This window comes from Arthrobacter sp. D1-17, assembly GCF_054130535.1.
In genome coordinates, this window is sequence record NZ_CP096382.1 from 2,434,800 (window position 1) to 2,459,676 (window position 24,877).

The 24,877-nt window shown below is 64.4% G+C and carries 24 protein-coding genes and 3 pseudogenes; 16 read left to right on the plus strand and 11 right to left on the minus strand.

Annotated features, from left to right (window positions below):
- Positions 1-75 precede the first annotated feature (75 nt).
- The 3 genes and pseudogenes from M1E01_RS11280 (at position 76) to M1E01_RS11290 (ending at position 2,978) form a co-directional block, all read left to right on the plus strand.
- On the plus strand, positions 76-846 hold the full coding sequence (locus M1E01_RS11280; RefSeq protein ID WP_457971700.1) for an alpha/beta hydrolase: 771 nt from the start codon (positions 76-78) through the stop codon (positions 844-846).
- 361 nt (positions 847-1,207) lie between these two features.
- Positions 1,208-1,975: pseudogene (locus M1E01_RS11285) on the plus strand (SDR family NAD(P)-dependent oxidoreductase).
- Between the two features lie 25 nt (positions 1,976-2,000).
- A pseudogene (locus tag M1E01_RS11290) lies at positions 2,001-2,978 on the plus strand (aldo/keto reductase).
- A 621-nt stretch (positions 2,979-3,599) separates the two neighbouring features.
- On the opposite strand, the gene M1E01_RS11295 reads toward M1E01_RS11290, so the two are convergent.
- The 5 genes from M1E01_RS11295 to M1E01_RS11315 all read right to left on the minus strand — a co-directional run bounded on the left by M1E01_RS11295 (position 3,600) and on the right by M1E01_RS11315 (position 8,502).
- Positions 3,600-3,929, minus strand: a complete 330-nt coding sequence (locus M1E01_RS11295) for a carboxymuconolactone decarboxylase family protein (RefSeq protein ID WP_457971701.1) — start codon at positions 3,927-3,929, stop codon at positions 3,600-3,602.
- 208 nt (positions 3,930-4,137) lie between these two features.
- Positions 4,138-5,583 (minus strand): MFS transporter, encoded by a 1,446-nt coding sequence (locus M1E01_RS11300; protein ID WP_457971702.1) that lies wholly within the window; start codon positions 5,581-5,583, stop codon positions 4,138-4,140.
- Between the two features lie 160 nt (positions 5,584-5,743).
- Entirely contained in the window at positions 5,744-7,165 is a 1,422-nt protein-coding gene (gene merA / locus M1E01_RS11305; protein WP_457971703.1) for a mercury(II) reductase, read from the minus strand.
- A gap of 32 nt (positions 7,166-7,197) precedes the next feature.
- On the minus strand, positions 7,198-7,626 hold the full coding sequence (locus M1E01_RS11310; protein WP_457971704.1) for a DUF6069 family protein: 429 nt from the start codon (positions 7,624-7,626) through the stop codon (positions 7,198-7,200).
- A 3-nt stretch (positions 7,627-7,629) separates the two neighbouring features.
- Complete coding sequence (locus M1E01_RS11315) at positions 7,630-8,502, minus strand: alpha/beta fold hydrolase (protein WP_457971705.1); 873 nt, start codon at positions 8,500-8,502, stop codon at positions 7,630-7,632.
- Between the two features lie 89 nt (positions 8,503-8,591).
- On the opposite strand from M1E01_RS11315, the gene M1E01_RS11320 reads away from it, so the two are divergent.
- Positions 8,592-9,149 (plus strand): CGNR zinc finger domain-containing protein, encoded by a 558-nt coding sequence (locus M1E01_RS11320; protein ID WP_457971706.1) that lies wholly within the window; start codon positions 8,592-8,594, stop codon positions 9,147-9,149.
- Positions 9,150-9,316: 167 nt separating this feature from the next.
- Here the strand turns inward: M1E01_RS11320 and M1E01_RS11325 are convergent, their stop codons facing one another.
- The 4 genes from M1E01_RS11325 to M1E01_RS11340 all read right to left on the minus strand — a co-directional run bounded on the left by M1E01_RS11325 (position 9,317) and on the right by M1E01_RS11340 (position 13,182).
- Complete coding sequence (locus M1E01_RS11325; RefSeq protein WP_457971707.1) at positions 9,317-9,580, minus strand: YHS domain-containing protein; 264 nt, start codon at positions 9,578-9,580, stop codon at positions 9,317-9,319.
- A 32-nt stretch (positions 9,581-9,612) separates the two neighbouring features.
- A complete protein-coding gene (locus M1E01_RS11330; protein WP_457971708.1) occupies positions 9,613-11,922 on the minus strand; it encodes a heavy metal translocating P-type ATPase in 2,310 nt (769 codons plus the stop codon).
- A 65-nt stretch (positions 11,923-11,987) separates the two neighbouring features.
- Positions 11,988-12,707, minus strand: a complete 720-nt coding sequence (locus M1E01_RS11335; RefSeq protein ID WP_457971709.1) for a hypothetical protein — start codon at positions 12,705-12,707, stop codon at positions 11,988-11,990.
- Positions 12,708-12,969: 262 nt separating this feature from the next.
- Entirely contained in the window at positions 12,970-13,182 is a 213-nt protein-coding gene (locus M1E01_RS11340; RefSeq protein ID WP_457971710.1) for a heavy-metal-associated domain-containing protein, read from the minus strand.
- Between the two features lie 281 nt (positions 13,183-13,463).
- Between M1E01_RS11340 and M1E01_RS11345 the strand changes: the two genes are divergently transcribed.
- From M1E01_RS11345 to M1E01_RS11355, 3 genes are all read left to right on the plus strand, one after another.
- Positions 13,464-14,033, plus strand: a complete 570-nt coding sequence (locus M1E01_RS11345) for a DUF4396 domain-containing protein (protein ID WP_457971711.1) — start codon at positions 13,464-13,466, stop codon at positions 14,031-14,033.
- A gap of 32 nt (positions 14,034-14,065) precedes the next feature.
- Positions 14,066-14,245: a hypothetical protein gene (locus M1E01_RS11350; RefSeq protein ID WP_457971712.1), complete on the plus strand. Its 180-nt coding sequence runs from the start codon at positions 14,066-14,068 to the stop codon at positions 14,243-14,245.
- 136 nt (positions 14,246-14,381) lie between these two features.
- Positions 14,382-14,723: a metal-sensitive transcriptional regulator gene (locus M1E01_RS11355; RefSeq protein ID WP_457971713.1), complete on the plus strand. Its 342-nt coding sequence runs from the start codon at positions 14,382-14,384 to the stop codon at positions 14,721-14,723.
- A gap of 377 nt (positions 14,724-15,100) precedes the next feature.
- On the opposite strand, the gene M1E01_RS11360 is transcribed toward M1E01_RS11355, so the two are convergent.
- Positions 15,101-16,621, minus strand: coding sequence for an IclR family transcriptional regulator (locus M1E01_RS11360; protein ID WP_457971714.1), 1,521 nt, complete (start codon positions 16,619-16,621; stop codon positions 15,101-15,103).
- Between the two features lie 194 nt (positions 16,622-16,815).
- Between M1E01_RS11360 and M1E01_RS11365 the strand changes: the two genes are divergently transcribed.
- The 6 genes and pseudogenes from M1E01_RS11365 (at position 16,816) to M1E01_RS11390 (ending at position 21,683) form a co-directional block, all read left to right on the plus strand.
- Entirely contained in the window at positions 16,816-18,141 is a 1,326-nt protein-coding gene (locus tag M1E01_RS11365) for an MFS transporter (protein ID WP_457971715.1), read from the plus strand.
- Positions 18,142-18,148: 7 nt separating this feature from the next.
- Positions 18,149-19,150, plus strand: coding sequence for a hydroxyacid dehydrogenase (locus M1E01_RS11370; protein ID WP_457971716.1), 1,002 nt, complete (start codon positions 18,149-18,151; stop codon positions 19,148-19,150).
- A gap of 121 nt (positions 19,151-19,271) precedes the next feature.
- Positions 19,272-19,952, plus strand: a complete 681-nt coding sequence (locus M1E01_RS11375) for an RraA family protein (RefSeq protein WP_457971717.1) — start codon at positions 19,272-19,274, stop codon at positions 19,950-19,952.
- Between the two features lie 115 nt (positions 19,953-20,067).
- Positions 20,068-20,358, plus strand: coding sequence for a hypothetical protein (locus M1E01_RS11380; protein WP_457971718.1), 291 nt, complete (start codon positions 20,068-20,070; stop codon positions 20,356-20,358).
- Between the two features lie 22 nt (positions 20,359-20,380).
- Positions 20,381-20,920: a universal stress protein gene (locus tag M1E01_RS11385; protein ID WP_457971719.1), complete on the plus strand. Its 540-nt coding sequence runs from the start codon at positions 20,381-20,383 to the stop codon at positions 20,918-20,920.
- Between the two features lie 196 nt (positions 20,921-21,116).
- A pseudogene (locus M1E01_RS11390) lies at positions 21,117-21,683 on the plus strand (recombinase family protein).
- 108 nt (positions 21,684-21,791) lie between these two features.
- Here M1E01_RS11390 and M1E01_RS11395 read toward each other — a convergent pair.
- Positions 21,792-21,950, minus strand: coding sequence for a hypothetical protein (locus M1E01_RS11395; RefSeq protein ID WP_457971720.1), 159 nt, complete (start codon positions 21,948-21,950; stop codon positions 21,792-21,794).
- 237 nt (positions 21,951-22,187) lie between these two features.
- Here M1E01_RS11395 and M1E01_RS11400 point away from each other — a divergent pair, with 237 nt between their 5' ends.
- The 3 genes from M1E01_RS11400 to M1E01_RS11410 all read left to right on the plus strand — a co-directional run bounded on the left by M1E01_RS11400 (position 22,188) and on the right by M1E01_RS11410 (position 24,867).
- Positions 22,188-23,246 carry an AraC family transcriptional regulator gene (locus tag M1E01_RS11400; RefSeq protein ID WP_457971721.1) on the plus strand — a complete coding sequence of 353 codons (1,059 nt, stop codon included), beginning with the start codon at positions 22,188-22,190 and terminating at the stop codon, positions 23,244-23,246.
- Between the two features lie 188 nt (positions 23,247-23,434).
- Positions 23,435-24,292 (plus strand): catechol 1,2-dioxygenase, encoded by an 858-nt coding sequence (gene catA, locus M1E01_RS11405; RefSeq protein WP_457971722.1) that lies wholly within the window; start codon positions 23,435-23,437, stop codon positions 24,290-24,292.
- Positions 24,289-24,867 carry a flavin reductase family protein gene (locus M1E01_RS11410; RefSeq protein ID WP_457971723.1) on the plus strand — a complete coding sequence of 193 codons (579 nt, stop codon included), beginning with the start codon at positions 24,289-24,291 and terminating at the stop codon, positions 24,865-24,867. The genes catA and M1E01_RS11410 overlap by 4 nt, the downstream gene beginning before the upstream one ends.
- The last annotated feature ends 10 nt before the right edge of the window (positions 24,868-24,877 follow it).

Genomic DNA, 24,877 nt, shown 5'->3' on the forward strand with positions numbered 1-24,877 from the left:
GAAACCTGTACTTCCCCGCGAACTTCAACAGCCGCCGGAAATACCCCGCCATCGTCAGCGTTCACCGGCGGCGGCGTGAAGGAACAGACGGCCGGCGTCTACGCGCAACGGCTCGCGGAACAGGGCTACGTCACTCTCGCCTTTGACGCCTCCTACCAGGGCGCAAGCGGGGGGCTGCCCCGGTTCCTCGACAACCCGATGAACAGGGTCGGCGACATTTACAGCGCGGCCCACTACCTGACCACCCTGGACTACGTCGACAGCGACCGCATCGGCATCTGTGCCGGTGGCGGCGCAACGATCAAGGCCGCCAGCACCGACCGCCGCTTCAGGGCCGTCGCGACCGTCAGCGGAGTAGACGTTGGCGCAGCGACACGCAAGGGCTGGGACGGCAAGGCCTCCGAGGCGGACCAGATCGCCACCCTCGACGCGGTCGCCCGGCAGCGCACGGCTGAGGCAGCCGGAGCCGAGCCCGCCTATGGCCCCTATGTTCCCGCACTGGGTGACACGACCGCTCCGCGCGACATTCAGGAAGCGGCCGACTATTACCTCACGCCAAGGGGGATGCATCCCAACGCCCCGAACCGGATGTTGCTGAGCAGCCTCAGCTACCTGGTGTCCTTTACCGGGTACGACTTCATCGACACGTTCCTGACCCAGCCCCTCCTCATCGTCGCCGGGAGCGAGGCCGGCTCGCTATGGCACAGCGAAGACCTGCACGCACGCGCTGCCGGACCTAAAGAGCTCGTCATCATTGATGGGGCCACTCACATGGACCTTTACGACGGCGAAGGCCTGAATACGGCCATGAACAGTCTCGCGCCGTTTTACCGGGAAAACCTTTAGGCATTGGTCAGCGATGGCACGTAAGCGTGACTCGATGTGCGGTCCACGGGTAGCGGAGGCCAGCAGAATTGAAAGCACCCTGACTGCCAACTGTTGAAGAAGGAGCCGCGAGGGTCCGGGAAACGTATCACGCCGGTTTCAGACCCTCGCGCTGTGTCGTGACGGACTCGGTGCTGTGCTTCCCAGGCGCAGCCGCACATGGGGAAGCAAGAACAACGCCACAACTGGCAAGACCAACCTTCACCGCAATAGCAACCAACCACTTATCGAGCAATTTAGGCAACCCGCCAACTGTGTCCGTTGAACGGACTTCACTGCAGCCTGCCCAAATTCAGCGAAACCGTACGAAAGAGAAGAACCAATGACAGCAAAACTGATCGGAACTGTTGCCCTGGTAACCGGCGCGAGCAGCGGCATCGGTGACGCCACCGCCCGTGCCCTCGCCGAGCAGGGGGCTTCCGTCGCCGTCGTCGCCCGCCGGAAGGACCGCCTGGACACACTCGTGGCCGAGATCAAGGGCGCTGGCGGCACCGCCTACGCCGTCCCGGCCGACATCACCGATCAAACCCAAGCCGAACAGGCCGTAGCAGAGGTGGTAAACCAATTCGGTCGGCTGGACATCCTCATCAACAACGCCGGGCTGATGCTGCTCGGAACGGTCGTCGATCAGGAGGTCGACGAATGAGAACGGATGATCGCGGTCAACCAGAACGGTCTGCTCTACATGACGAAGGCGGCACTCCCCCACCTGCTGGCCGCACCGGACGACGAACTGCGCGGCGTCGCGGACATCGTCAACATCTCCTCGATCGCCGGCCGGCAGGCGTGGGCGACCTTCGACGCGTACAACATGACGAAGTTCGGCGTGAACGGCTTCACCGAAGCGCTCCGCCAGGAGATCACGAAGAAGCACGTCCGGGTCGGCGTACTCGAACCCGGCGCAGTCGAAACAGAACTGACCTCACACAACAACGACACCATCAAAGGCGACCTCGCCGTCTCCGACGCGAAGAACATGCCCGAGAAGCTGCAGCCGGAGGATATCGCCGAGAGCATCGCGTACATGGTGACCCGTCACCGCCGCTCTTCCATCGCCGAAATGTGGGCCATGCCCACCTCCCAAGCCTGAGAAATCCACCGAAGGAAAACGCAGCATGAAAAACGCACGCCTCCGGGACCTGGAAGTCTCCCGCATCGGCCTCGGAGCCATGACCATGGCCGGCACCTACACCAGCGAAGGCGCCTTGGATAACAGCGAATCAATCCGCACGATCCACCGTGCACTCGAGCTCGGAGTCACCCACATCGACACAGCGGAGATCTACGGGCCGTTCCTGAGCGAGGAAATCGTGGGCCGGGCCATTCGTGGCCGCCGTGACCAGGTGAAGATCGCCACCAAGTTCGGCCTCGTCTCCCACTCCGGCGGCGGACCCGGCGTGATCGACAGCAGCGCAGCAAACATCCGCACAGCTGTCGAGGGGTCCCTCAAGCGACTGGGCACCGACCACATCGACCTCTACTACCAGTACCGCGTCGATCCGAACACGCCCATCGAAGAGACCGCCGGCGCAGCCGCCGACCTGATCGCCGAGGGCAAGGTGCTGCACTTCGATCTCTCCGAAGCGTCAGCACAGACCATCCGCCGGGCACACGCCGTGCAGCCTGTCTCGGCCCTGCAGATTGAGTACTCCCTGTGGACCCGCGACGTTGAAGACGAGATCCTGCCGCTGCTGCGTGAACTGGGAATCGGCTTCGTCCCCTACTCACCCCTCGGGCATGGACTTCTCACCGGGCAGATCCGAACGGTGGAGGACTTCGCCGACGATGACTGGCGCAAAACCAACCCCCGCTTCACCGGTGAAAACTTCGTCCGGAACCTGCGCATCGCCGACGAAGTCCAGAGCATCGGCGCGGAGATTGGTGCCACCCCAGCCCAGACCGCATGGCTTGGTTACTGACCCGCGGCGAGGACATCGCCGCGATCCCCGGCACCCGCCGCGTATCGCGTGTGGAGGAAAACACCGCAGCCGATTCCGTCGAGCACCACAGACCAGCTCGAACGCCTGAACTCACTCCAACCTGCAGCAGGGGCATGGCACGACGACGCCAACATGGCCTCAATTGACGCCTAACCCCTGAAAACAAGCAAGGAAGCTGCCTAGCTTGTTCATCTTGCTGCTCGAATACTGCAGTAAACAGTCCATCACCACACGCCGACGAAGTGCTCCGATGCAGGACCTAAATCTTCGCCGGCGAGCAGGAACAGGAGATCTTCCCGCTGCCCTAAGACCAGGCGGCCTGACGGAGCCACCCCCCGTAGATGCCAGAAAGCTAAGGCTCCGTTCATCCTGAGAGATGGCCATCCCCGGGCAGAGGTTTACCCCACCCTGACGGTGTGGGAATTGATTCTCCGCTCCACGTGAAGAATGATGCTGCCGCCCGCCCACAGCCGGGGACAATTCTCATAGGTTATCCACCGCTACTGCTGCCAGGGAGCTGCCCCAACGGCTCCTACTTCCAGCCGTGGATAACCTGAATTGACCCCAGCCGTGGACGGATCAGAGTCGCCACCAGTTCCGGCCGCGCGATCAGGAAGCACCGGTTTGCCCGGCCGAGGCAGGTTGACGGAATATCCGTTATCGGCTCTTAAAATAGGCGGGCGAGCGGGCTGTCAAAGGGGTTCTGCAGCTTCGGTATGCGGGTCCATACGATGGCCGACCGGTTCTCGCGTGTCGCGCCTTGCTTGGAGTTACTCAGTCCCTTTCGGCCATGCTTCTCATCGCTTTCCACCCGTGGGTCACTCCACCGCCGGCACGCAGCGCTGTAGCAACCATGACAGCCTCCGCAATGTCGGCTTTGGAGGCTCCTGCGGTGACGGCACGCTTGGTGTGATCCTGGATGCAGAAGTGGCATTGCGTGGTGACCGCGACACCAACGGCGATGAGTTCCCGGACAAGGGGGTCAAGGCCGCCGGTCTTCTTGCCGAAAACCGCCCTGTCGAACGCAAAGAACGCAGAGACCATCTCTGGCGCGCTCTCCTTCAGATCGTTCATGTACTGGGCATCTGCCTGGTGATCGTGCATTAATAGCCTTTCGTTGCGTGGCGGTACTGCTATTGCTGGTGTTACTGACGGTGACCATGAGGAGACGATGAGTTCGGCGGCGGCAAGGATGAGGACTCGGCTGCTTTCGGGACACCGAGTCAGGGTGGGGGAAGGACGCTGCCGCCGCGATTGGCTTGGGCTCGAATGACCAACGTGCCAGCCCTGATGGGGGCGGGCCTCCCTGCGGCTAGTGGCTCGGCTGCTTGACCGCAGCCACAGCGGACTTGCCATCGGCTTGTGCCGTTGGTTTAGACGGCAAGGTGGTGGCTGCCAATAGTCCGGCGGCTGCGAGCATGCCGGCGGCGACGGTGAGTGCACTGCCGTACCCGGCTATCAACTGAGCGCCCGCTGTTGCGCCGGGTTCGGATGTCCCGGTGACGGTTGCGGCAATGCCAGCCAGAACCGCCAATCCCAGAGCCACCCCGATCTGTTGCGCGGAGTTGAGCAGTGCGGAGGCAATGCCGGCCTCGTCGGCTGCCGTGTTGTAGACCGCGGCCTGGGTTAGGGCAATGACACCGAGGCCGAACCCGAGGGCGAGGAAGAACATGGCCGGGGCAAGGTGCAGCCAGTAGCTCGTGTCTATCTGGATGAAGGAGAACCAGAAGGCCGCCGCTGCGCTGAGCAAAGCGCCCCCTGCTGCGATAACGCGCGGAGCCACCTTGTTGAGCAGTTTGGGAGCGCCGCCGGCTCCGACGACTATCCCGGCAGCGAAAGGAAGCCAGCTCAGCCCGGTCTGCAAGGGGCTGTAGTGCTGTACCTGCTGGAGGTAAAGGGTGATCACATAGAAGGTGCCCATGGGCCCAACGGCCAGCAACAGCATAGACGCGTAGGCGCCGGCGCGGCCGCGGTCCCGGAACAAGCTCAGCGGAACCAGCGGCGTGCTGCTGCGTGCTTGAGTGGCGATGAATGCTGCAAGCAGCACCAGTGCGGCGCCGAGGAGCCCAAGCCCGATCAGGTCGGTGAAACCATCTTCACCAAAGCGGGTAATGGCATACACCAGGGCCACCATGCCGCCGGTTCCCAGCACTGCGCCTCTGACGTCAAGGCTGCCCGGGTGAGGCTCTGCTTCAACAAGCGTGCGGCTACCGAGAAGCACCAGGATGCCGATAGGGATGTTGATGAAGAACACCCAGCGCCAGCCCAGGGTGTCGGTCAACACGCCCCCGAGGAGCAGGCCGACCACGATTCCGAGGCCGGACATCGCGCCGTACAGCCCGAGGGCGGCGTCCCGTGTCTTGCGCTCGGCAAAGGTTGTGGCGATCAAGGCCAGGGCATTCGGCGCGACCAGCGCCGCCCCCAGCCCCTGGACGGCCCGGGGGCCGATGAGCGCCCCACTGTTCAGGCCGAGACCGCCGACCAGTGACGCAAGCACAAAGATAACGAGGCCCGCCTGCAGGGCACGCCGGCGCCCGTAGAGGTCGCCGATCCGACCGCCCAGGAGCAGCAGGGCGCCGAACGCGAGGATGTAGGCGTTCACTATCCAGGGCAAATGCACGGCGTCGATCCCGAGTTCCTGCTGGATTCTCGGCAACGCGATATTCACGATCGAGTCGTCCAGCACCAGCATCAGCTGCGCGGTGGCTATCACCAGCAGGGGTATCAATCCGCTCCGCTGTCCCGCCTTTTCAGTCACAACAATTTCCTCTTCTCACTTGCAGGATCACAGCCCGCACTTTCAAAGTTCAAGCAAATACCCCCGGGGGGTACGTAGCTGCTGCAACTATACGGGGAGGGGGTATCCGAGTTCAAGCAAGCCCTTGAAGTTGGATCGCCCGGCGGCGGTCTCGTTCGCGTCAGTTTTGTGTAGCGGCGGGCATTTGGGCTGTGATCCTGAGGGATTCGGCCATGGTGAGGAACGGGGCCCAGGTGGTTGCGAGTTGTTGGATGGTGAGGCCGGCAGACAGCGCATAAGTGGCGGCTGTGATGACCTCTCCTGCTTCCTCCCCGACCATATGGACGCCCAGGAGCCGGCCGGTGTCCGGGTCTGAGATCAGCCTGAGCAGGCCGGAGGTCTTGCGGTTGATCAGTGCCCGGGGCACGAAGTTCAGCGGCAGTTCGCGTGTCTCGAATGGGTGGCCGGCGGCGTCGGCTTGGGCGGGGGTCAGTCCCACCGATGCCACGGCGGGGGAGGTGAAGGTCACGCGGGGCAGCACGGTGTAGTCGAGTGCTTGGGGAGCGTCCCCGAAGGCGTTGGAGACGGCGGTGGCGCCCTGTGTTGCTGCGACGTAGACGAACTGTGGGTGTCCCGTGACGTCGCCGGCGGCCCAGATGCGGGGGTGGGAGGTGCGCAGATGCTCGTCTACAGGCACTTCGCCGCGGGCGCCGACGGCGAGCCCGACGGAGTCCAAGTCCAGCCCGTCGGTGATGGGGCGTCGTCCGGTGGCGATGAGCAGCCGTTCAGCCGGGACGCGGATGGTGGTGGCGTTGAACTCGACCGTGGCGAGGACACCTTCGCCGTCCGGCTGGACCTGTGTCAGGTTGGCCGCTGTCAGTATCTCGATGTCTTCCGCTTCGAGGGCCTCCTGCAGTGCGGCAGAAATAGCGGGGTCCTCGAAGGGGGCGATCCTGTCGGCCACTTCGATGACGGTGACCTTGGCGCCCAGCCTGGCGAACAGCTGTGCCTGCTCCAGTCCGATCGCGTTGGCCCCGACTACTACGAGCGATGCGGGCAGCTGGTGCAGGGACATTGATGTCGAGGAGGTCAAATAGTCGATTGTGTGGATCCCTGGAATGGGCGGGACGAACGGTTGGGCGCCGGTGGCAATGAGGACATGGTGGGCAGCGATATTGCCGGCGCTGCCGTCCTCATCGGTGATGCTGAGGGAAACGCCGGCTTCGTCGGCACCAATGAACGATGCGGTGCCCCGGCGCAATGTGATGCCGGCCTGTGCTGTCGCGTGGACGTGGTCGCGTTCCCGCAGCTGGCAGACGAATGCGTCCTTGTCGCTGATCAGTGATGCCAGGTCCACCGGGCCGGCGGAGGAGGTGATGCCGGGGAATCGGCTGCTGTCGGCTCCTGCGCGGGCCGCCGCAGCTGCCAGGAGGTGCTTCGAGGGCACGCAGCCCACGTTGAGGCAGGTGCCGCCGGGATGGCCGCGCTCGATCATAACGACGGATTTTCCGCGGCGGCGGGCTTCCGTGGCTGCGGCCTTTGCGGCGGAGCCGGCGCCGATGACTGCCAGGTCGTACGTGTGGTTTGTGGTGGGGGTGTTCATGGAAGTCTCCTGTGCGTTGGTATTGGACTGGTTCAGGACGGAAGCGGCAGGAGCCGCCTGTAGACCGGGACGGCAATCGCTGCCGGTGCTACGTGCATGAGGGCTGCAGCGAGGACGCCGGTCGCCCCGCCCTGCTCGAGCAGGAACAGGTCCGGGATGCAGGAGGCCAGGACGACGACCGGCACGAGCCAGCTGAGTAGTTTCCGGGGATTTTTCGAAACCGCGCGTGTTATGGCCCAACCCAGGGTGCCCAACAGCACTCCGAGTACCGTCAGGAGCGTGTACGAGGGCGGGTTAAGGGGCTGGAAGTTGCCGGGCACGCCGGCGGTGGGTGCCAGCTGTGCGATCATCGCATTGGCCCCGACGGCGGCCAGTGCTGCGGCGCAGAGGCCGAAGGCGACGGACCAGGGGCTCCGCCGGAGGGTCGGCTGGACGGGCGGCGTATCAATGTTGGGATGCATGCTTCAGCTCCAGGACCGGTCGAGAAAACCGTCGATAAGCGGTGCGATCTCCGCCACGTGCGTCTCGAGGGCGAAGTGGCCGGTGTCGAAAAGGTGGAGCTCGGCACCGGGCAGGTCGCGGAGGTATGCTCGGGCGCCCGGCTCGATGAAGAAGGGGTCGTTCCGCCCCCAGACAATGAGGGTTGGCGGAGCGTACCGGCGCAGCCATTCCTGCCAGCGGTCATAGCTTGCGATGTTCGTGTGGTAGTCGAACAGCAGGGAGAGTTGAGCGTCCTTCCGGCCCGGGAGCTCCAGGAAGTGCTGGTCGAGTGTCCATCCGTCCGGGGCGATCAGGCCGGGGTCGGCAACCCCGGTTTCGTACTGGCTGCGGGTTCCGGGCAGGGTGAGGAGGTCCTGGAGTGTCTGCACGGCGGCATGGTCGGCAGAGTCCAGCGTGAGGAGCCCGCGGGCGGCCTCTGACAGGCCTTCCTCGTAGGCGTTGCCGTTTTGTACCACCAGCCCGGCGATCCACTCCGGATGCCTCTCCGCGATGCGGAATCCGACGGGCGCGCCGAAGTCGAAGACGTACATCGCGAACCGGGACAGCCCTAGATGCTGGGCGAAACTCTCAATGACTCCCGAGAGGCTGTCGAATGAATAGACGAAACCTTCCGGGACCTCGGTATGCCCGAACCCCGGCAGATCCGGTGCGATCACCCGGTAGCGCGAGCCCAGTGCGTCAATGAGACGGAGGAACTGGTGGGATCCCGAGGGGAAACCATGCAGGAGCAACAACACCGGTGCGTCCGCGTGGGCTGGGCGTGATTCACGGAAGAACACCCGGACACCATCCAGTTCAACATGGCGATAGGCGACACGGGGAAAGAGGGAAGACAAAAGCTAACTCCTTGTTGGGTATTTTATGCATTAGTTGCGCAATGGGAACGAGTCTAACCCCTAAACCGGCGTCGGGTAGCATTAGACCTATGAGTGCCCTTGCCCCGCTGGTTGGGGAGCCGTTGGCTCTGGACCTGGTCAATACCCGTTACGCGCAGGGTGACTTCCTCGTCACGCCTGAGGATCTGCTCGCTTGGCTTGCCTTACAGGCCGGTCGCTGCCCGGAAGGCCTCTCCGAGAACATCGGCCCTGCGGAGCTGGCCGTTGTGCGGTGCGTCCGGGAGCGCTCGGCGCGGGCAATCGAGTGCGCCCGGAGCGGAACCGGGCTCAGCCAGGAGGACCTGGATGCCATCAACCAGGTGCTGCGTGGGGCTCCCTGCATCCTCGAGGTTGCTGATGGCCCCGACGGGCTCACTGCCAACCGGCGACGTCTGGGCTCAACAGCCGAGCGCCTGGCGGCGTGGTTGGCCGAAGGCGTCGTCGAGCTCCTCACGGACCCGGCGGTTTCCCGGATCTGCCAGTGCGAGGCTGAAGACTGCGTCCTGCTCTTCCTCCCGTCCAATCCGCGTCGTCGCTGGTGCTCGGCCAGCCGCTGCGGAAATCGGATGCGGGTCGCCCGTCACTATCAACGGCGCAAGGCGGAATAGACCAGGACCGGTGGGGGCACGGTGAGTCCCTGATGGCCTGCCTCTTTGGGCCCTGAAGCTCTGCGGTCGTGAGTCGGGGCGGTGCCAGCTCAGGACCGCAGGGCTGAACGTGTGGCAGGGGCCGACATCGGGTAAGTCCTCCCCTGCCTCTCCTGTTCCTGTCTGGGTCAGCGGGCCTTGGCGTATCTGGCGGGGTCGGCGTCGAAGGCCGGTCCGCATCCGGGGCAGCAGAGCCAGTAGCGGTTGCCTTGGTAGTAGCGGTAGAGGCCTTTTGCTTCGGCGACGGCCTTGACCACGGGCGTGCCGGGCATGACGGGGCATTCGGCGGTGGTGTTATCGTTCTGCGCGGGCCGGGCGTTCAGGGTCAGGTCCTGGGGCATGGTGTTCTTGGTGGTGTTGCCGCCGCAGCAGCTTCCTGTGTTGTCTCCCATGGATGGTGTCCTTTCGGTTGGGTGGATATGGGTCAGGCGTCGACCGGCCGGGCTATCAGGGGACGGGCGGCCGGTGACGTGGTGGCCGCCTGGCTGGTGAAGGTGCGCAGGCGGAGGCTGTTGCTGACGACGAAGACGCTGGAGAAAGCCATCGCGGCACCGGCGAGCATCGGGTTGAGCAGCCCGAGAGCAGCCAGCGGAACCGCGGCCACGTTGTAGGCGAAGGCCCAGAACAGGTTGGTTTTGATGGTGCCCAGGGTTTTGCGGGCCAGCCGGATGGCGTCGGCGGCGGCGCGCAGGTCCCCGCGGACCAGGGTCAGGTCGGCGGCTTCGATGGCAGCGTCCGTGCCGGTGCCCATGGCCAGGCCCAGGTCTGCCTGGGCCAGTGCTGCGGCGTCGTTGACGCCGTCACCGACCATGGCTACGACCTTGCCGTCCTTTTGGAGCCGGGTGATGACGTCGACCTTGTCCTGGGGCAGGACTTCGGCGATGACCTGTTCGATGCCGACCTTCGCGGCGACCTGTTCGGCCACGGCCCGGTTGTCACCGGTCAGCAGGACGGGGGTCAGGCCGAGGGACCGGAACCGGGTGATGGCTTCGGCGCTGGTGTCCTTGATGGCGTCGGCGACGGTGAGCACGCCGCGGACTTCGCCGTCCCATGCCACGATGACGGCGGTCTCCCCCGCGGTTTCCGCCTCAGCTTTGGCGCGGGCCAGGTCTGCAGGCATGGTCAGAGCCCAGTCCGTCAGCAGGGTGTCGCGTCCGACGATAACGAGGTGCCCTTCGACGATTCCCTGCACGCCGCGTCCTTCATGGTTGGTGAAGGATTCCGGGATGGGCAGGGCGCCGATCCGTTCGGTGGCGCCGCGGGCGATGGCCTGGGCGATGGGGTGCTCGGAGGCGTCTTCCAGTGCCCCGGCGACGCGGAGCAGCTCATCGCTGTCGGTGCCGTATGCGGTGTGCACACCCAGCAGGGTCATTTTGCCGGTGGTGACGGTGCCGGTCTTGTCCAGCACGATGGTGTCGACCTTGCGGGTGGATTCGAGCACTTCCGGGCCCTTGATCAGGATGCCGAGCTGCGCGCCGCGTCCGGTTCCGACCAGCAGCGCGGTTGGGGTGGCCAGGCCCAGGGCGCAGGGGCAGGCGATGATGAGAACGGCCACGGCCGCGGTGAAGGCCGCCGTGACCGGGAATCCAGCGCCGAGCCAGGCGCCGAGCGTGGCCACGGCGATGGCGATGACGATGGGCACGAACACCCCGGAGACCTTGTCGGCCAGGCGCTGGACTTCGGCTTTGCCGGACTGGGCGTTTTCCACGAGCCGGGCCATCTGCGCCAGCTGCGTGTCGGATCCGATCCGGGTGGCGCGAACCACCAGCCTGCCACCGGCGTTCACCGTCGCCCCGGTCACCGCGTCGCCTTCACCGATCTCCACGGGCACGGACTCACCGGTGAGCATGGACTCATCCACGGCGCTGCGGCCGCTGACGACGACGCCGTCGGTGGCGATCTTCTCCCCAGGGCGGACCACAAACTCGTCCCCGACGGTGAGCTGGTCCATCCGGATGCGGGTCTCGGCCCCGTCCCGCAGGACGGCCACGTCCTTGGCGCCCAGTTCCAGCAGGGCGCGCAGCGCAGCACCGGCCTGCCGCTTGGACCGCTTCTCAAAGTACCGGCCGGCCAGGATGAACATGATAACCCCGGCGGCGACCTCAAGGTAGATGTTCGCTGCACCATCGGTAGACGCCACGGTCAATTCGAAGGGGTGCGTCATGCCCCGGGCCCCGGCGGTGCCCAAGAACAGGGCATAGAGCGACCACAGGAACGCCGCGGCCGTTCCCATGGAGACCAGGGTGTCCATGGTCGCGGTGCCCTGGCGCAGGTTAGTGAACGCTGCCTTGTGGAACGGCCAGCCCGCCCAGACGATCACCGGCGCTGCCAGGGCGAGGGACAGCCACTGCCAGTAGGTGAACTGCAGGGCAGGGACCATCGCCAGCACGATCACCGGGACGGCCAGCAGGACACTGCCGATCAGGCGGTGCTTCAGGGCCGGCAGCTCCTTGTCGGGCCGGTCGGCTGCTTCGATCTCCTGTTCCTGCCTCGGGGCGGGCAGGGTCGCGGTGTAGCCGGCCTTCTGGACCTCCGCGAGGAGTGCCTGCGCATCGTACCCGGGCGGGACGTTGACGCGTGCCTTCTCGGTGGCGTAGTTCACCGTGGCGGTGACGCCCTCGAGCTTGTTGAGCTTTTTCTCGATCCGGTTAGCGCACGAGGCGCAGGTCATGCCCCCGATCTCGAGTTCGATGCCGGTGCCCAGCACCTGATAGGGGGCCGAGGATTCAGACATAGAGTGCTTCTTTCTGCCGCTGCCGGCCCTGTCGGAGCGGCCGGGCGAATCGGTGGTGGTTGGGTTCAGTGACCGCCGTGACCGTGATCGGCGCTGCCGGGAGTGCCGGTGCTGCCATTCGGTGCGGTGTGGGCGGATGATCCGGTGGTGTCGAGGACGAACCGGGCGCTGTGGACCTGCCCATCGACCTGGAAATCGAAGTAGAGGTAGTAGCGCCCCGGAGTGGGGGCCGTTGCGGCAAACTGGACCTCCGGTCCTGAAACCTTGCCCTTGACCGGTTCGGGCCCTTCGGGGTGAACGTGCAGGTAGGCCAGGTCCCCGGAACGCAAGGCCACCAGGTGGCCGTAGGCGCCCAGATAGGGTTCGAGGTTAGTGACGGGCTTGCCGTCGCGGGCGACGCTCACCGTCAATGCCGAGGCCGCACCGGCCGAGAGGTCACCGTTCAGGGAAACCCGGAAGCCATCAACGTCGTCAGTGGTCGTTGGTGCCGGGGCGGCCGGCTCAAACGCCCCCGCCACATCCACCGTGCGGGTCAGCGTCAGGGTCTTCCCGGCGCCTGCGGGCATGCCGTCGGCGTAAATCCGATAGGTGCCCGCTGCGTCCCACTGCCACGGCAGGGACCAGCGGCCGCCTTCGTCCATGACGGGGTGGACGTGCCGGTACCGGGTACCGTCGGAGCGCACCACGATCAGGTGCAGATCCTTTCCGTGCTCGGTCTCGAATTCGGTGACCGGCGTCCCGTCAGGACCGGTGATCGTGAACGAGAGCTGCCCTGCCTGCCCCACTGCGTCCGGTGCTGAACCTCCTGCAGCAGGTAACCGTCCTGCTCCACCGCCACACCCGGGACCATTGGCTCGGCCGCTTGGGTGGCAGTCTCGGCGGGCGAAGCTTGATGTCCGTCGTTGTGCTGGTCCACTTCATGTCCTTCCGCTGTCTGTGTCCATGCCGCTACCGTCTCTTCCGGTACGGCGGCTCCCGCCGCAGTGAAGGCGCCGGTAAACACCACCGCCAACCCCGCGGCATACGCTCCCAGGCGTCCGGCAGCGTTCATCCTGCCCGCACCGCCCGGTAGCCGGCCTCCTCGACGGCGGCGATGATCGCGCCCTGCTCCAAGGGCTCGTTGCTGGTCACGGTCAACTTGCCCGTCCGGTGGCTTACCTCGATTGCTTCGACCCCGGGAATCTCCTGAACCTCTTCCCGGACCGAAAGCTCGCAATGCCCGCAGGTCATCCCGGTCACTTGGAATTCAGTGGTGGCCATGGCAAATCCCTTCCTCGTGGATACCCGGGAGGGGTATCAACTACACGGTAGTACAGGTATACCCCCTATGGGTATGCGTGTCAAAGTGCTGGTGGTGGGGACGCCTGGGCTGAAAGACGCGCCCCTCGACATTTTGGGCTGGAGCCGCCGCCCTTCCTCTGCGGGCTCCGCACAAGCAGCAAGCTGAACGAGGGATGGCGGGAATGCGCAGACCTCCGAAGGCTTGTATTGGGGCGTTCCCCTTGGATACCGTTACGGGGTATACCTACGAGAGGAAGAGAATGAACTCCCGCAACCGTATGGCTGCAAGCGCTACCCTGCACTGCCTTACGGGCTGTGCTATCGGCGAGATTGCGGGCCTCATGATCGGCACGGCCTTGGGCCTCTCCACCGGCATCACCATTGCCTTGGCGGTCGTGCTTGCTTTCCTTTTCGGTTACGCCCTCTCGACGCTGCCGCTCATCCAAGCCGGGCTCGGCTTCACCGCTGCCCTCAGCGTCGTATTCGCGGCCGACACCCTTTCCATCGCGGTGATGGAAATCGTAGACAACGCCGTCATGGCCATCATCCCCGGCGCCATGGACTCCGGGCTGGTCAACCCGATTTTCTGGATTGGCATGATCGTTGCCCTCAGCGCAGCCTTCGTAGCCGCATTCCCGGTCAACCGCTACCTGATCGACAAGGGCAAGGGGCACGCGCTGACCCACCAGTACCACGAAGGCCACCAAGGCCACCAAGGCCACGGAACGGAGCATCACCAGGGCCACGGCGATGACCATGGCCACCATGGCCCGGCAGGTGCCAGTGGTGACGGGCCGGACGTCGGCGACCATCACGGCCACCACCACTGACAAACTCCCACTAGGACCCACCGGAGGACCCCATGAACACCAACATCCTGGCCTCCGGCTTGATCGGCTTTCTTCTAGGCGGACTCGTAGTATCGATCGCGGCCCAGCTTGAGCGCACCGGTGCTGAAGTACCCTCTCATTCCTCCAGCAGCCAGCAGATAATCGATATTGAGTACGGGATCGCAAGCCCCGGGAACAATGTGCTCCCATGAGCAGAACGATTCGCGGGGACGACAGCCTGCCCGCTCCGCTGCGCCGTTGACCTCACAGCCCAAGTCCTCACGTACGGATACATTCCCGCACACTGGAAGCCCACGGCGTAAAACGACACACACCATAAGGAAAAACATGACCATCTCCACCACGCAACCGCTGGACACCCCGGACCACGAAGCCGCGGGCGAGTCGACCCATGGCTACATCACTGACAAAGACCGGTACCTGGCCCGGGTGAAACGAATCGAGGGGCAGGCGCGGGGCATCCACCGGATGATCGAGGAAGAGCAGTACTGCATCGACATCCTCACCCAGATCTCAGCTCTAACCGCCGCGCTGCGAGGCGTCGCCCTAGGACTACTCGATGACCACATGAAACACTGCGTGCTCGACGCCGCCCAACTCGGTGGAGACGCCGCGGAAGCAAAGTTCAAAGAAGCCTCCGACGCCATTGCCCGCTTCGTCCGTTCCTAACCATAAGAAGCACGTGCGGTCAATCGCATGAACGTTCCCATTGCTGAGTTGGTTGACGAAGCCTGTTGAGGGGAATAGTCGAAGCCTCACTGCGCCGACGGGCATCCAGTGAAGCTCATCCAGAGGTGCATTACCGCAAAGGCGACGATCAGCTCATCCGTACCAACTAACCCAAGGCAGGCGTCTTCTGACAGTTAGTGCAGGCGACTTCGGAAATTGGCAAGCCTGTCCGGGGACATGCAAACTTCACGACACCGGGAACAGGGTAGTGCGGCGACCCCTCATATCGGGTGGAACTACACCCCACTCTGGCATCAAAACTGCGCGCTGGCTGTTCGCTCTCGCCGTCCCCTTCTTGGGATGCCGTAGGGCAGGGATTAGGGTACGGAGAGAAGCAGCGTGAGTCGCTGGGCGGCCCGCTGGACCATGTGAGCGAGTGCCTCGACGTCCAGCTCTGGCAGTCGTAGCCTTGATACGGTCGCTGTGATGGAGCCAGAGATTTCGCCGTTGTTGAAGTAGGGCGCACTGACTCCGAAGGCGTCCGGGATGCGTTCACCGTTGCCGATCGCCCAGCCGCGCTCCCTGATGGAGCGGAGGTCGTTCGCGAGGGCGTCACGGTTCGTTTGGGTGCGTTCGGTGAGAGGTTCCAGCGCGAGTTTGTCCAGTTCGCCCGGCGGGCAGTGGGCGAGGATGGCTTTCCCGCCGGCACCGGCGTAGAGCGGAATGGCAACGCCTGAGGCAAGCCCGTAATGCAGCGGTCGGACACCGTCTATCACCGTCGTCATCACAGCCTGCTTGGTGTCGGTCTGAAATTGGATCAGCCCGATGGTCTCACCGGATTCTTCGGCCAGGTCGCGGAGGATCGGTTGTGCTGCGGAGGGGACATCGACTGTGGGACCCAGACGGGCGGCCCACTGGAACAGGCGCGGGCCAGGGTGCAGGGTGTCCCCTCGGGTCAGGGCCAGGCCGGTGGTGACCGCGGTGGAGACGAGGCGGTTGGTCGTGGCTATGTTGGCCCCAATCCGGCGCGCCAGCACCTGTCCGGTGGTGATTCCGGACGGTTCGGCGACCAGCGCGGTCAGGAGCTTGATGATGCGCACCAAGGCGGTGGAGCCGGCAGGGTTGTCGATGGGTTTCGGATCCTCCGGCGAGTGGGGCAGTGAGCATTTGGCTTCTATTGCGTGCGCTGCATCCTGGACCATCGGTCCGAAGCGGACCAGGTCTTCATCACTGGTGAGGAAGCGCGGACGCGTGATTGAAACAGACCCGGTCAGTCCCCCGCAGTAAAAGGATGCGGCGACGCCGGCAGCCAGCGGGAACTGCTGTCCCACGCTGATCGTATATCCGGCCCTTCTGTCCTCTTGGAGCAGCTTGGCCAGTTCCGCCCGATCAATGACGGTGTCGGGGGTCGCGGCCTCGAGCGGGGCGTCGCCCAGGGCGCCGATTCCGAGCCGGCCCAATATCGCACGGCCGGTCGCTCCGGCGTGGAGGGGCAAAACCGTCCCGGGTTCGAGGAGATACTTGATCGGCCCAGGTCGGCGCCGGCAGGCGACGACGACCACACGGGGTCGGGGTGCGTCGTGCACTGCGACGAGGACCGTGGCATCGGATTCTTCGCCCAGGTGTTCGATGATGGCTTCAGCATTGCGCAGCAGCGGGTGGCGCGCGTGGAGTGCCGCACCCAGGACGCGCAGCCGCGGTCCGACCTGATAGTTTCCGCTGCCGGTGACCGCGGCCAGCCCGTGCTCCTCCAGCCCCAGCAGGATGCGGTTTACCGTGCTGCGGCTGGCGCCCAGGGCCTGAGCGAGTTCCCGTACGCCGGTCGCCTCTGCACGGGTAGCCAGGGCGTGCAGGACGTCAACAATGCGCTCGTTCCCTGCTACTGCGCTCTCGCTCACTATTCTTCCACCGCTTCCTTGGAACTCCGTTTCGCCTCAAAGGCCCGGACTGCTTTCACCAAGCTACCGTCCGCCACACCACAAGGCGTTCAGACCAACACCCTCGGCGCAACGCTCGCTTGACAGAAACCATGGCCCACATCACACTTAACTTACATTCTAGGACACTGTCCCATTTTTTATAAGGAGCAAGGATGCCCCAAGTCAGTCAGACCGTCCCCCCGGCGACGGATGCCCTCCACCTCAAAAAAGCGAAGAAGGCCACCGGTGTTGCCGCGTTCGGTACTTTCATCGAGTACTACGACTTCAGTGTCTTCGGCTATGTGGCCGCGACGCTGGCCGTGGTGTTCTTCCCCGCCGGTGATCCCGTCGCGGGGCTGCTGAACACCTTCCTGGTTTTCGGCACGGCGTTCCTGGTCCGGCCGCTGGGCGCGATCTTCTTCGGGCGCATCGGTGACCGCTACGGCCGGCGCGCCAGCCTCATCGGCTCGGTCATCCTGATGAGCGGTGCGGCAGGGCTTACCGCGCTGCTGCCCACGTACGCGCAGATCGGCATCTGGGCACCCATCCTGCTGGGCCTGCTGCGGATGCTGCAGGGCCTCTCCGCCGGCGGCGAGATCGGCGGCGCCGCGACCTACATCCGCGAATGGGCTCCGGTGGAGCGGCGCAACCTCTACATCTCCTTCATTCCCAGCGTGGGGGTGCTGGGTAAGGCCGGCGCTGCAGGCGTTGCCGCACTGGCTGCATCTTTTGTGCCGGCGGCGGAAATGGAGTCCTGGGGCTGGCGGATCCCGTTCCTCCTGGCGATCCCGCTGGGCATCCTGTGCCTGGTCATGCGCCTGAAGATCGAGGACAGCCCCGAGTTCACCCAGAGCGCGAACAAGGGCCATACAACCAAGGCTCCGATCGTTGAACTGTTCCGCAACCACCGCTCACGGCTGACCAAGGTCTTCTTCATCGCCCTCGTGCAGAACATCGGCACCTATATCGGCACCGTCTATGTTGCCGTCTACTTCAGCACGGTCTTGGACTTCACCAAGGCCGAAGCTGCAACCATCGTCCTCATCGCCGTCACCGCCGCGGCGCTGCTGATCCCACTGGCAGGCCAGCTGGGCAGCCGCATCGGCAGCAAGAAACTGCTGACAGCCTCCTACATCGCCTACATCGCGCTTACCTTCCCCTCGTTCATGCTCATGAATGCCGGTTCCTTGGCACTGGCGATCTTCGGCCTGCTCCTTGGCATGGTGCCCTACGCCCTCTGCCAGGCAGGCACCTACGCCGCCATGCCCGAGTTCTTCCCCGTCGAGGTCCGGCACAGCGGCGTCGCCTTCGGCCACAGCGTCGGGGCCGTACTCGGCGGCGCCGGCGCCCCCTACGTGGCAACCTGGCTGATCGGCAACACCGGCAACACCATGATCCCCGCCTACATGCTGATGATCTTCGGCGTCCTGGGCCTGGCCGTGCTGCTGGGCACGGTACGCAAGAACACCCTCACCGCCGCTTCCCACCTCTACCGCTAGGAACACCATGCCGACCTTCTACGTCTCCGACGAGATCCACACCGACGTCCTGGCAAAACTTCACACCCTGGGCCAGGTGCACCTTGGCTACGGCCAGGACGCTGTCCGCTACGAAGACGTCCGCACCGATATCGACGCCGTCCTGCTCCGGGCCGAACGCTTCGACCGGGAAAAAATTGAGGCCTCCCCCCGGCTGCGTATCATCGCCCGCCACGGAGTGGGAACCGACAACGTCGACATCGAAGCTGCCACCGACGCCGGTGTCTGGGTGAGCACCACCCCGGGCAGCAACAGCCGCGCCGTCGCCGAGCACGTCTTCGCCCTCCTGCTCTCCCTGGCAAGGAAAGTGCCCTATGGGGCCGCCCAGACCACCGCCGGGCACTGGGCAGCAGCCAAACCACAGATGAACGGCTTCGAACTGCACGGGCGCACCCTCGGACTGCTCGGCTTCGGCAACATCGCCCGCATGGTCGCCACCATCGCCCAGGGATTCGGCATGCACGTCCTGGTCCATGACCCCTTCGTGCAGGATTCCGCCATCCAGGCCGCGGGTGCTGCCCCCGCAACGCTCGATGAGGTTATCGGCGGCTCGGATGTTCTCAGCCTGCACATGCCGCTGACCGAGCAGACCGCCCAAATCATCGACGCAGACGCCCTGGCCAGGATGAAACCCGGGTCGGTGCTGATCAACACCTCCCGCGGCGGCCTCATCGACGAACCCGCCCTGGCCCAGGCACTGCAGAACGGGCACCTGGGCGGGGCCGGGCTGGATGTCCTGGAAGGCGAGTCCGTGGACATGAAAGACCCCATCGCACACTCCAAGATTCAGATCGCGGAGGTGCCGAACCTGATCGTGACCCCGCACGTCGCCGGGCAAAGCGAAGAGGCCTTCCTGGCCGCCGGAACCGGCGCCCTGCAGGTCATGCAACAGGCCCTCGCCGGCCAGCGGCCGGACCACGCAATCAACAACATCACACTCAATAACATCCCCTCCCCCGCCCCCGTATAACCCGCGGAACAAACCCCGTACCGGCCACCCGGCCCGCCGCCCCTGCCCCCAGCACACAAACCGCCACCCGCAGGTGTGAAAAGCGGCAAAAAACACAGCCAACGAGCCACTGAAAGACACCATGTTTATCGACGCAGCAACTACTTCACTCACCGTCGGCCACCGTCCCACCAACTCCGTCACCGAGTTCGTTGAGGGCCTGAAGCAGTACCCCACAGCCAATGTCGGGGACGCCATGGACAGGCTTAACCTCATGGACACAGGCATCGCATCACAATGGGCCACCGGCCGGTGCGTCGGCCCGGCACTGACAGTACTGACCCGTGAAGGCGACAACCTCGCCATCCACCGCGCCCTCGATGACGCCGAACCCGGCGACGTCCTTGTCATCAACGCCCTCGGAGGAACAACCCGGGCCGTTTTCGGTGACCTGTTGGCCGAGATCTGTCTCGCCGCCGGCATCGCCGGCGTCGTCATCGACGGACTAACCCGGGACCGTGCAGCCATCAAGGAACTCGGGCTGCCCGTCTGGGCCCGCGGGGTCTCGCCCGCCGGACCCGCGAAATACGGGCCGGGAGCCGTCTCGGTGCCGGTGGCCTGCGGCGGCACCGTCGTCAGCCCCGGGGACCTCATCAGCGCCGACGACGACGGCGTTGCCGTCATACCCATGCAACGCGCCGAAAGCGTGCTGCACAGACTCGCGGACATCGACAAATTCGAAGAAGACCTCCGCACAAAGATCAGAAACTCCACCACCTCAACGGCCGCCGGAACCGTCAGGCACCTGGCAAGCAGTATCTAAGAACCGCACAGGACGCTTGCGGTAAGTCACCCTCAATTGGCAGGGCACCGTAATCACCGCCGCGTCCCGATGTCCTCCGGCGTGCGACTTCCGTGACCACCCGAGAGAAGGAGAGATGATCAAGTACCGCCATGACGCATGGGACCGGCTCGTAGGTGCCCCGGTTGAGATCCGAAAAGACGGCAATGTCATCAGATCCGGCAGAGTCGACGGGGCGATGCCCGACTCTTCCGTGATCTGGCTGGCGGCTGACGAGTGGGAACCCAGGGCTCTCTTTGAGGCCGCGCTAGGCTTCGAAGTGTGGGTCGAACCCCGGCAACTTGCAGGAAAGCTCTCCTACCGCATGACGGCCTCCGCCCTTCATCACGAAGACAAACCGCGCGGCCGGCTATCCTCATCCGGCTAAAGATCCGCATTCAAGGAGAAGGATGATGGACACGAAAGGAAAAGTGGTCGTCGGCGTCGATGGCTCGGAATCTTCGGTACAGGCGCTGCGGCTTGCTGCCAGGTTAGCGCCCGCGCTGGAAGCGGCGATTCACGCCGTAGCCGTCTGGGAACTCCCGCCCGTGTACGCCGACGAGACTGGCTACGTCCCGCCGGACTTCGACGCGATGGAAGCGATCGACGCGGCTGAGGCGGCTGAGAAGAAGATTCTGGCCGATACCGTCGCCAAGGCCTTCGGGACGGACGTACCCAGGAACCTCAGCCAGGAACTGATCCGCGGCCCGGCACGGGACAAACTGGTGGAAGCCGGCGCCGGCGCCGCGCTGCTGGTGGTTGGGCGGCGTGGTCACGGAGGCTTCCTGGGCATGCATATCGGATCCGTAAGCTCAGCCTGCGTTTCCCACGCCGACTGCCCCGTGCTCGTGGTGCATTCGGATGGTGAGGTGCAGGTCGAGGGCAGCCCCCGTCCACACCATCTCTGGAAGAGCTCCAAGACCAAGGGCCAGGACCCGTCTAAGCCATAAATCCCGCGCCTTGTGCCTCCAAGGGACCCGCCACCCGCCATTCCAGCGGTGGCGTCGCTTATACGCGTAGTCAATCAACCCGCAGATGTAAGGCTCAAGCACACCCCAACCTGACGATGTGAACCCGGATGTCTTGACGTTCTGCTGGGAAGGCCCTAGAACTCGATCTGACAGGTCGACGGGTTTGGAGGCATCGGTGTCGGGACAGCGGATCGGGTACGTGCGCGTGAGCACTTTGGACCAGAACGAGTAACGCCAGCTCGACGGCCAGATTCTGGACCGGGTCTTCACCGACAAGGCCTCGGGCAGGGACACCTCCAGGCCGGAGCTCACTGAGCTGCTGCGTTTTGCCCGTGATGGGGACACCGTGGTGGTGCACAGCATGGACCGCCTCGCCCGGAACCTGGATGACCTGCGTTCACTGGTCCAGGGCTTCACGCGTAAGGGCGTGCGGGTGGAGTTCATCAAAGAGAGCTTGGTCTTCACCGGGGAAGACTCCCCCATGGCCAATCTCATGCTTTCCGTGATGGGGGCCTTCGCCGAGTTCGAACGCTCCCTGATCCGGGAGCGGCAGCGCGAAGGCATCGCGCTGGCCAAGCAGCGCGGCGCCTATAAAGGGCGGAAAAAGACCCTCACTCCGGAACGGGCAGACGAACTGGTGCAGCGGGCGGCCAGCGGCGTCCCGAAATCCGTCCTTGCCAGCGACTATGGCATCAGCAGGGAAACTGTGTACCAGTACCTCCGCCAGGCCAAATTTTCCTAAAAGCACTCCCCTGCCGCCAGCCACTGGTGAAAAAGGCACAGGCTGACGGAATCGCGGTTACCGGCGTTCAAAAATCGCCGGGGGAGAGGTCCCTCCTTTACCTGCCGATTAGGGATCTATCAGCCGGCGGTGCGACGGCGCCCGGTCATCATCGATGCTGTAGATGGTTTTGAACATGTCGCTAATCTTGGTGATGTCCTCGAGGGTGATGTTGATGAACGCCGACCGTTTCTTCAGGTGCTGTACAAGCTCGGTCTGCGGCCACATCAGCTGGTCAAAGTACGGTCCAAGCTTTGAGGGTTGCAGATATTGACTTCCAATCGAAGCGGGGCAGGCTGAGGGCCAGCCGTCATTTCGCTGACGGCGATTCCGCTCTGGGCTGCGAGGAGCCAGTGGACAGCGGCGCCCTCGGCTCGATCCTGCGCCGGGTGCCCTCCGGTCTTCTGCTGACACACCACCGGCCGGCTGTCCAGAAGGTGTGATTCAGGCTACACTTTGTGATTCATGAGTCAGCACCATCTTGATGCCGCACGGCGGGCCGCTGCAGGGCAAGGACATGCCGCGGAACCAGATGGCGAGTTGCCCGGATCCAGACCTGCCAAACTCCTGAAGTTCAGCACCGACGGCATCCCAGCCACCAACAGAGTCCAGCTGTGGGAGCACCACAATTCCAAAGCGCTGATTCCGCTGGATATCCGCACTATGGATGAGGCGCCGCTGCAGGCCAGGGAGCTGAACTTGCATTTCCCGTCGCTGAAGTTCGCCCAGGTTAGGGGCAGCGCCCAGGTAGTGGAGCGTAACGAGCGGTTTATCCGGCAAAACCCCACGGACGTGATCGCGGTCTTCTTCGCCCTGGAGGGGGAAGCATTTTTCTACTATGGGGACGGGCAGGAATCGCTCAAGCCCGGACAGGCTGTCATCTACGACGCCGACCGGCCGTTTCTGCGCGGCTTCTGCAAAGGGCTGCACGAGCTGGTGCTGACGATCCCGCGCGATGACTACCTGGAGCTGTCAGGCGGGAAGCCGCTGCTCAAACCGCGGGTTTTCGACTTTAACCAGGGTAAGCCGGCGAATCGGCACATGCTGGCCCTGGCCAAACTGGTCAGCGGCACCCTCGCCGGGAAGCCCCAGTCCGGCCAGGCGGCGGATCCGGAACGTGCCGAGGACGCTGCCCTGGACCTGCTCGGCCTCCTGGTGAGTGGGGAGCGCAGCGGCACCGACCCCGGATACCTTGCCACGGCGCGCTGCTATATCGAGGATCGCCTGGGCGATCCGCAACTCAGCACGGCCGAGGTTGCCGCGGCCGTCGGCATTAGCGAACGTCACCTGACGCGGATCTTTTCTGAGGCGGGCGAGCCGCCCAGTCTGTATATTCTGGGCCGGCGGCTGGAGCTGGCGAGGAACATCCTCTGCGATCCAGCGCAAAGAACGACGCCGGTGGGACGGATTGCCGCAGAGGCCGGTTTCGCGTCGCAAAGTTATTTTACGCGCGCCTTTAAGGCCCGCTTTGGCGCCGTTCCGCTCCAGGTCCGCAAGAACACGCTCCTCGGCATCACGCTTTAGGTCCCGCGCCGCAGGGCACTCATGGCGGCTGCCCTTGCCGGCCCGTATTATGGCCCCGGTTTTTGCACCCAACGGACCTGTTTTGCCACTTTGCGGCCAGATCGCCGCCAACCACCCACGCGATCTCATGTGAGTTGGGACACTTTTGTGCAGCGGCGATGAGGCCGAAGACCACAAGAGGGACAGACATGACTATAGAAACCCATGCCACGGCGGCGGCTTCAGGCGCCAACGCCACCGAGCGCTTCCGCGAGAACAAAAAGTACGCCGGTGATACCAGCCAGGAACGCGTAAACCTGCTGGCATCGCGGGTGATCGGTGCAATCAACGAGACGATCTTGGAAGAAAAGGTCAGCTACAACGAATACAACGCGTTGAAGGCCTGGCTCATCCAGGTCGGCGAGGACGGCGAATGGCCGCTGTTCCTGGACGTCTGGGTGGAGCACTCCGTCGAGGAGGTCGCCAATGCGAACAGGCACGGCTCCAAGGGAACCATCGAGGGACCGTACTACCTTCCGAACTCCCCCGAGCAGCACTCCCCGGCGACACTGCCGATGCGTGACGACGAACCCGGCATTCCGCTCCTATTCCAGGGACAAGTCAGCAACGTTGCCGGCCAGGCCCTGCCGGGCGCCAAGATCGAGATCTGGCATGCAGACGATCTCGGCTTCTACTCGCAGTTCGCGCCCGGCCTGCCCGAATGGAACCTCCGCGGCACTGTGGTCGCGGAACAGGACGGCAACTTCCAGATCAACACCATGCAGCCCGCGCCGTACCAGATCCCCACGGACGGTGCCTGCGGGCAGCTCATCGCCGCCGCCGGGTGGCACGCGTGGCGCCCGGCGCACCTGCACCTCAAAGTGTCGGCGCCGGGGCATCAGCCCATCACCACCCAGCTGTACTTCGAGGGTGACGAACACGTGGCGGACGATATCGCTTCGGCCGTGAAGCCCGAACTGGTGCTTGCCCCGACCAACCGCGCTGACGCCGCCGGACGCGAAGTCACCTACAACTTCGTCCTGGACCCAGAGGAGGGAGAAAAATGACTCAGGAAGCAGTCACTACCCCTGTCGACCCGCGCGAGCTGCGGAACACCTTCGGCCAGTTCGCTACCGGCGTCACCGTTGTAACCTGCCGGTCCGAGGTCGGCGTCCCGCACGGTGCCACGGTCAACGCCTTCACCGCTGTGTCACTGGACCCGCCGCTGGCACAGGTGACGCTCACGCGCACCTCGCGGGCGGCGCAGTACCTTGACGGGGCCCCCTTCGCCATCAACATCCTGTCCCAGGACCAGTTGGACGTTGCCTGGCACTTCGCCGGCAAACCGCTGCCCTATGAGCCGGCCTGGACGCTGGACGGAGACGTCCCGGTCCTGCTGGAAAACAAGGCGACCCTGGAATGCGCGCCCTGGGCGATCTACGACGGCGGCGACCACATCATCGTCATCGGCGAAGTCCAAAAACTCGAGGTCACAGACCGCGAACCGTTGCTGTTCTTTGGTGGGAAATTCCGCGAAATCGGGCCCATGACCGGTTCGAGCCACTGGCACCACTGTGGTGACTCCCTGGAATCCGGCTGGTTCTCCGGCGCGGACTCCTTCAAAGCCTTCAACAGCATCTAAGACCCCAATT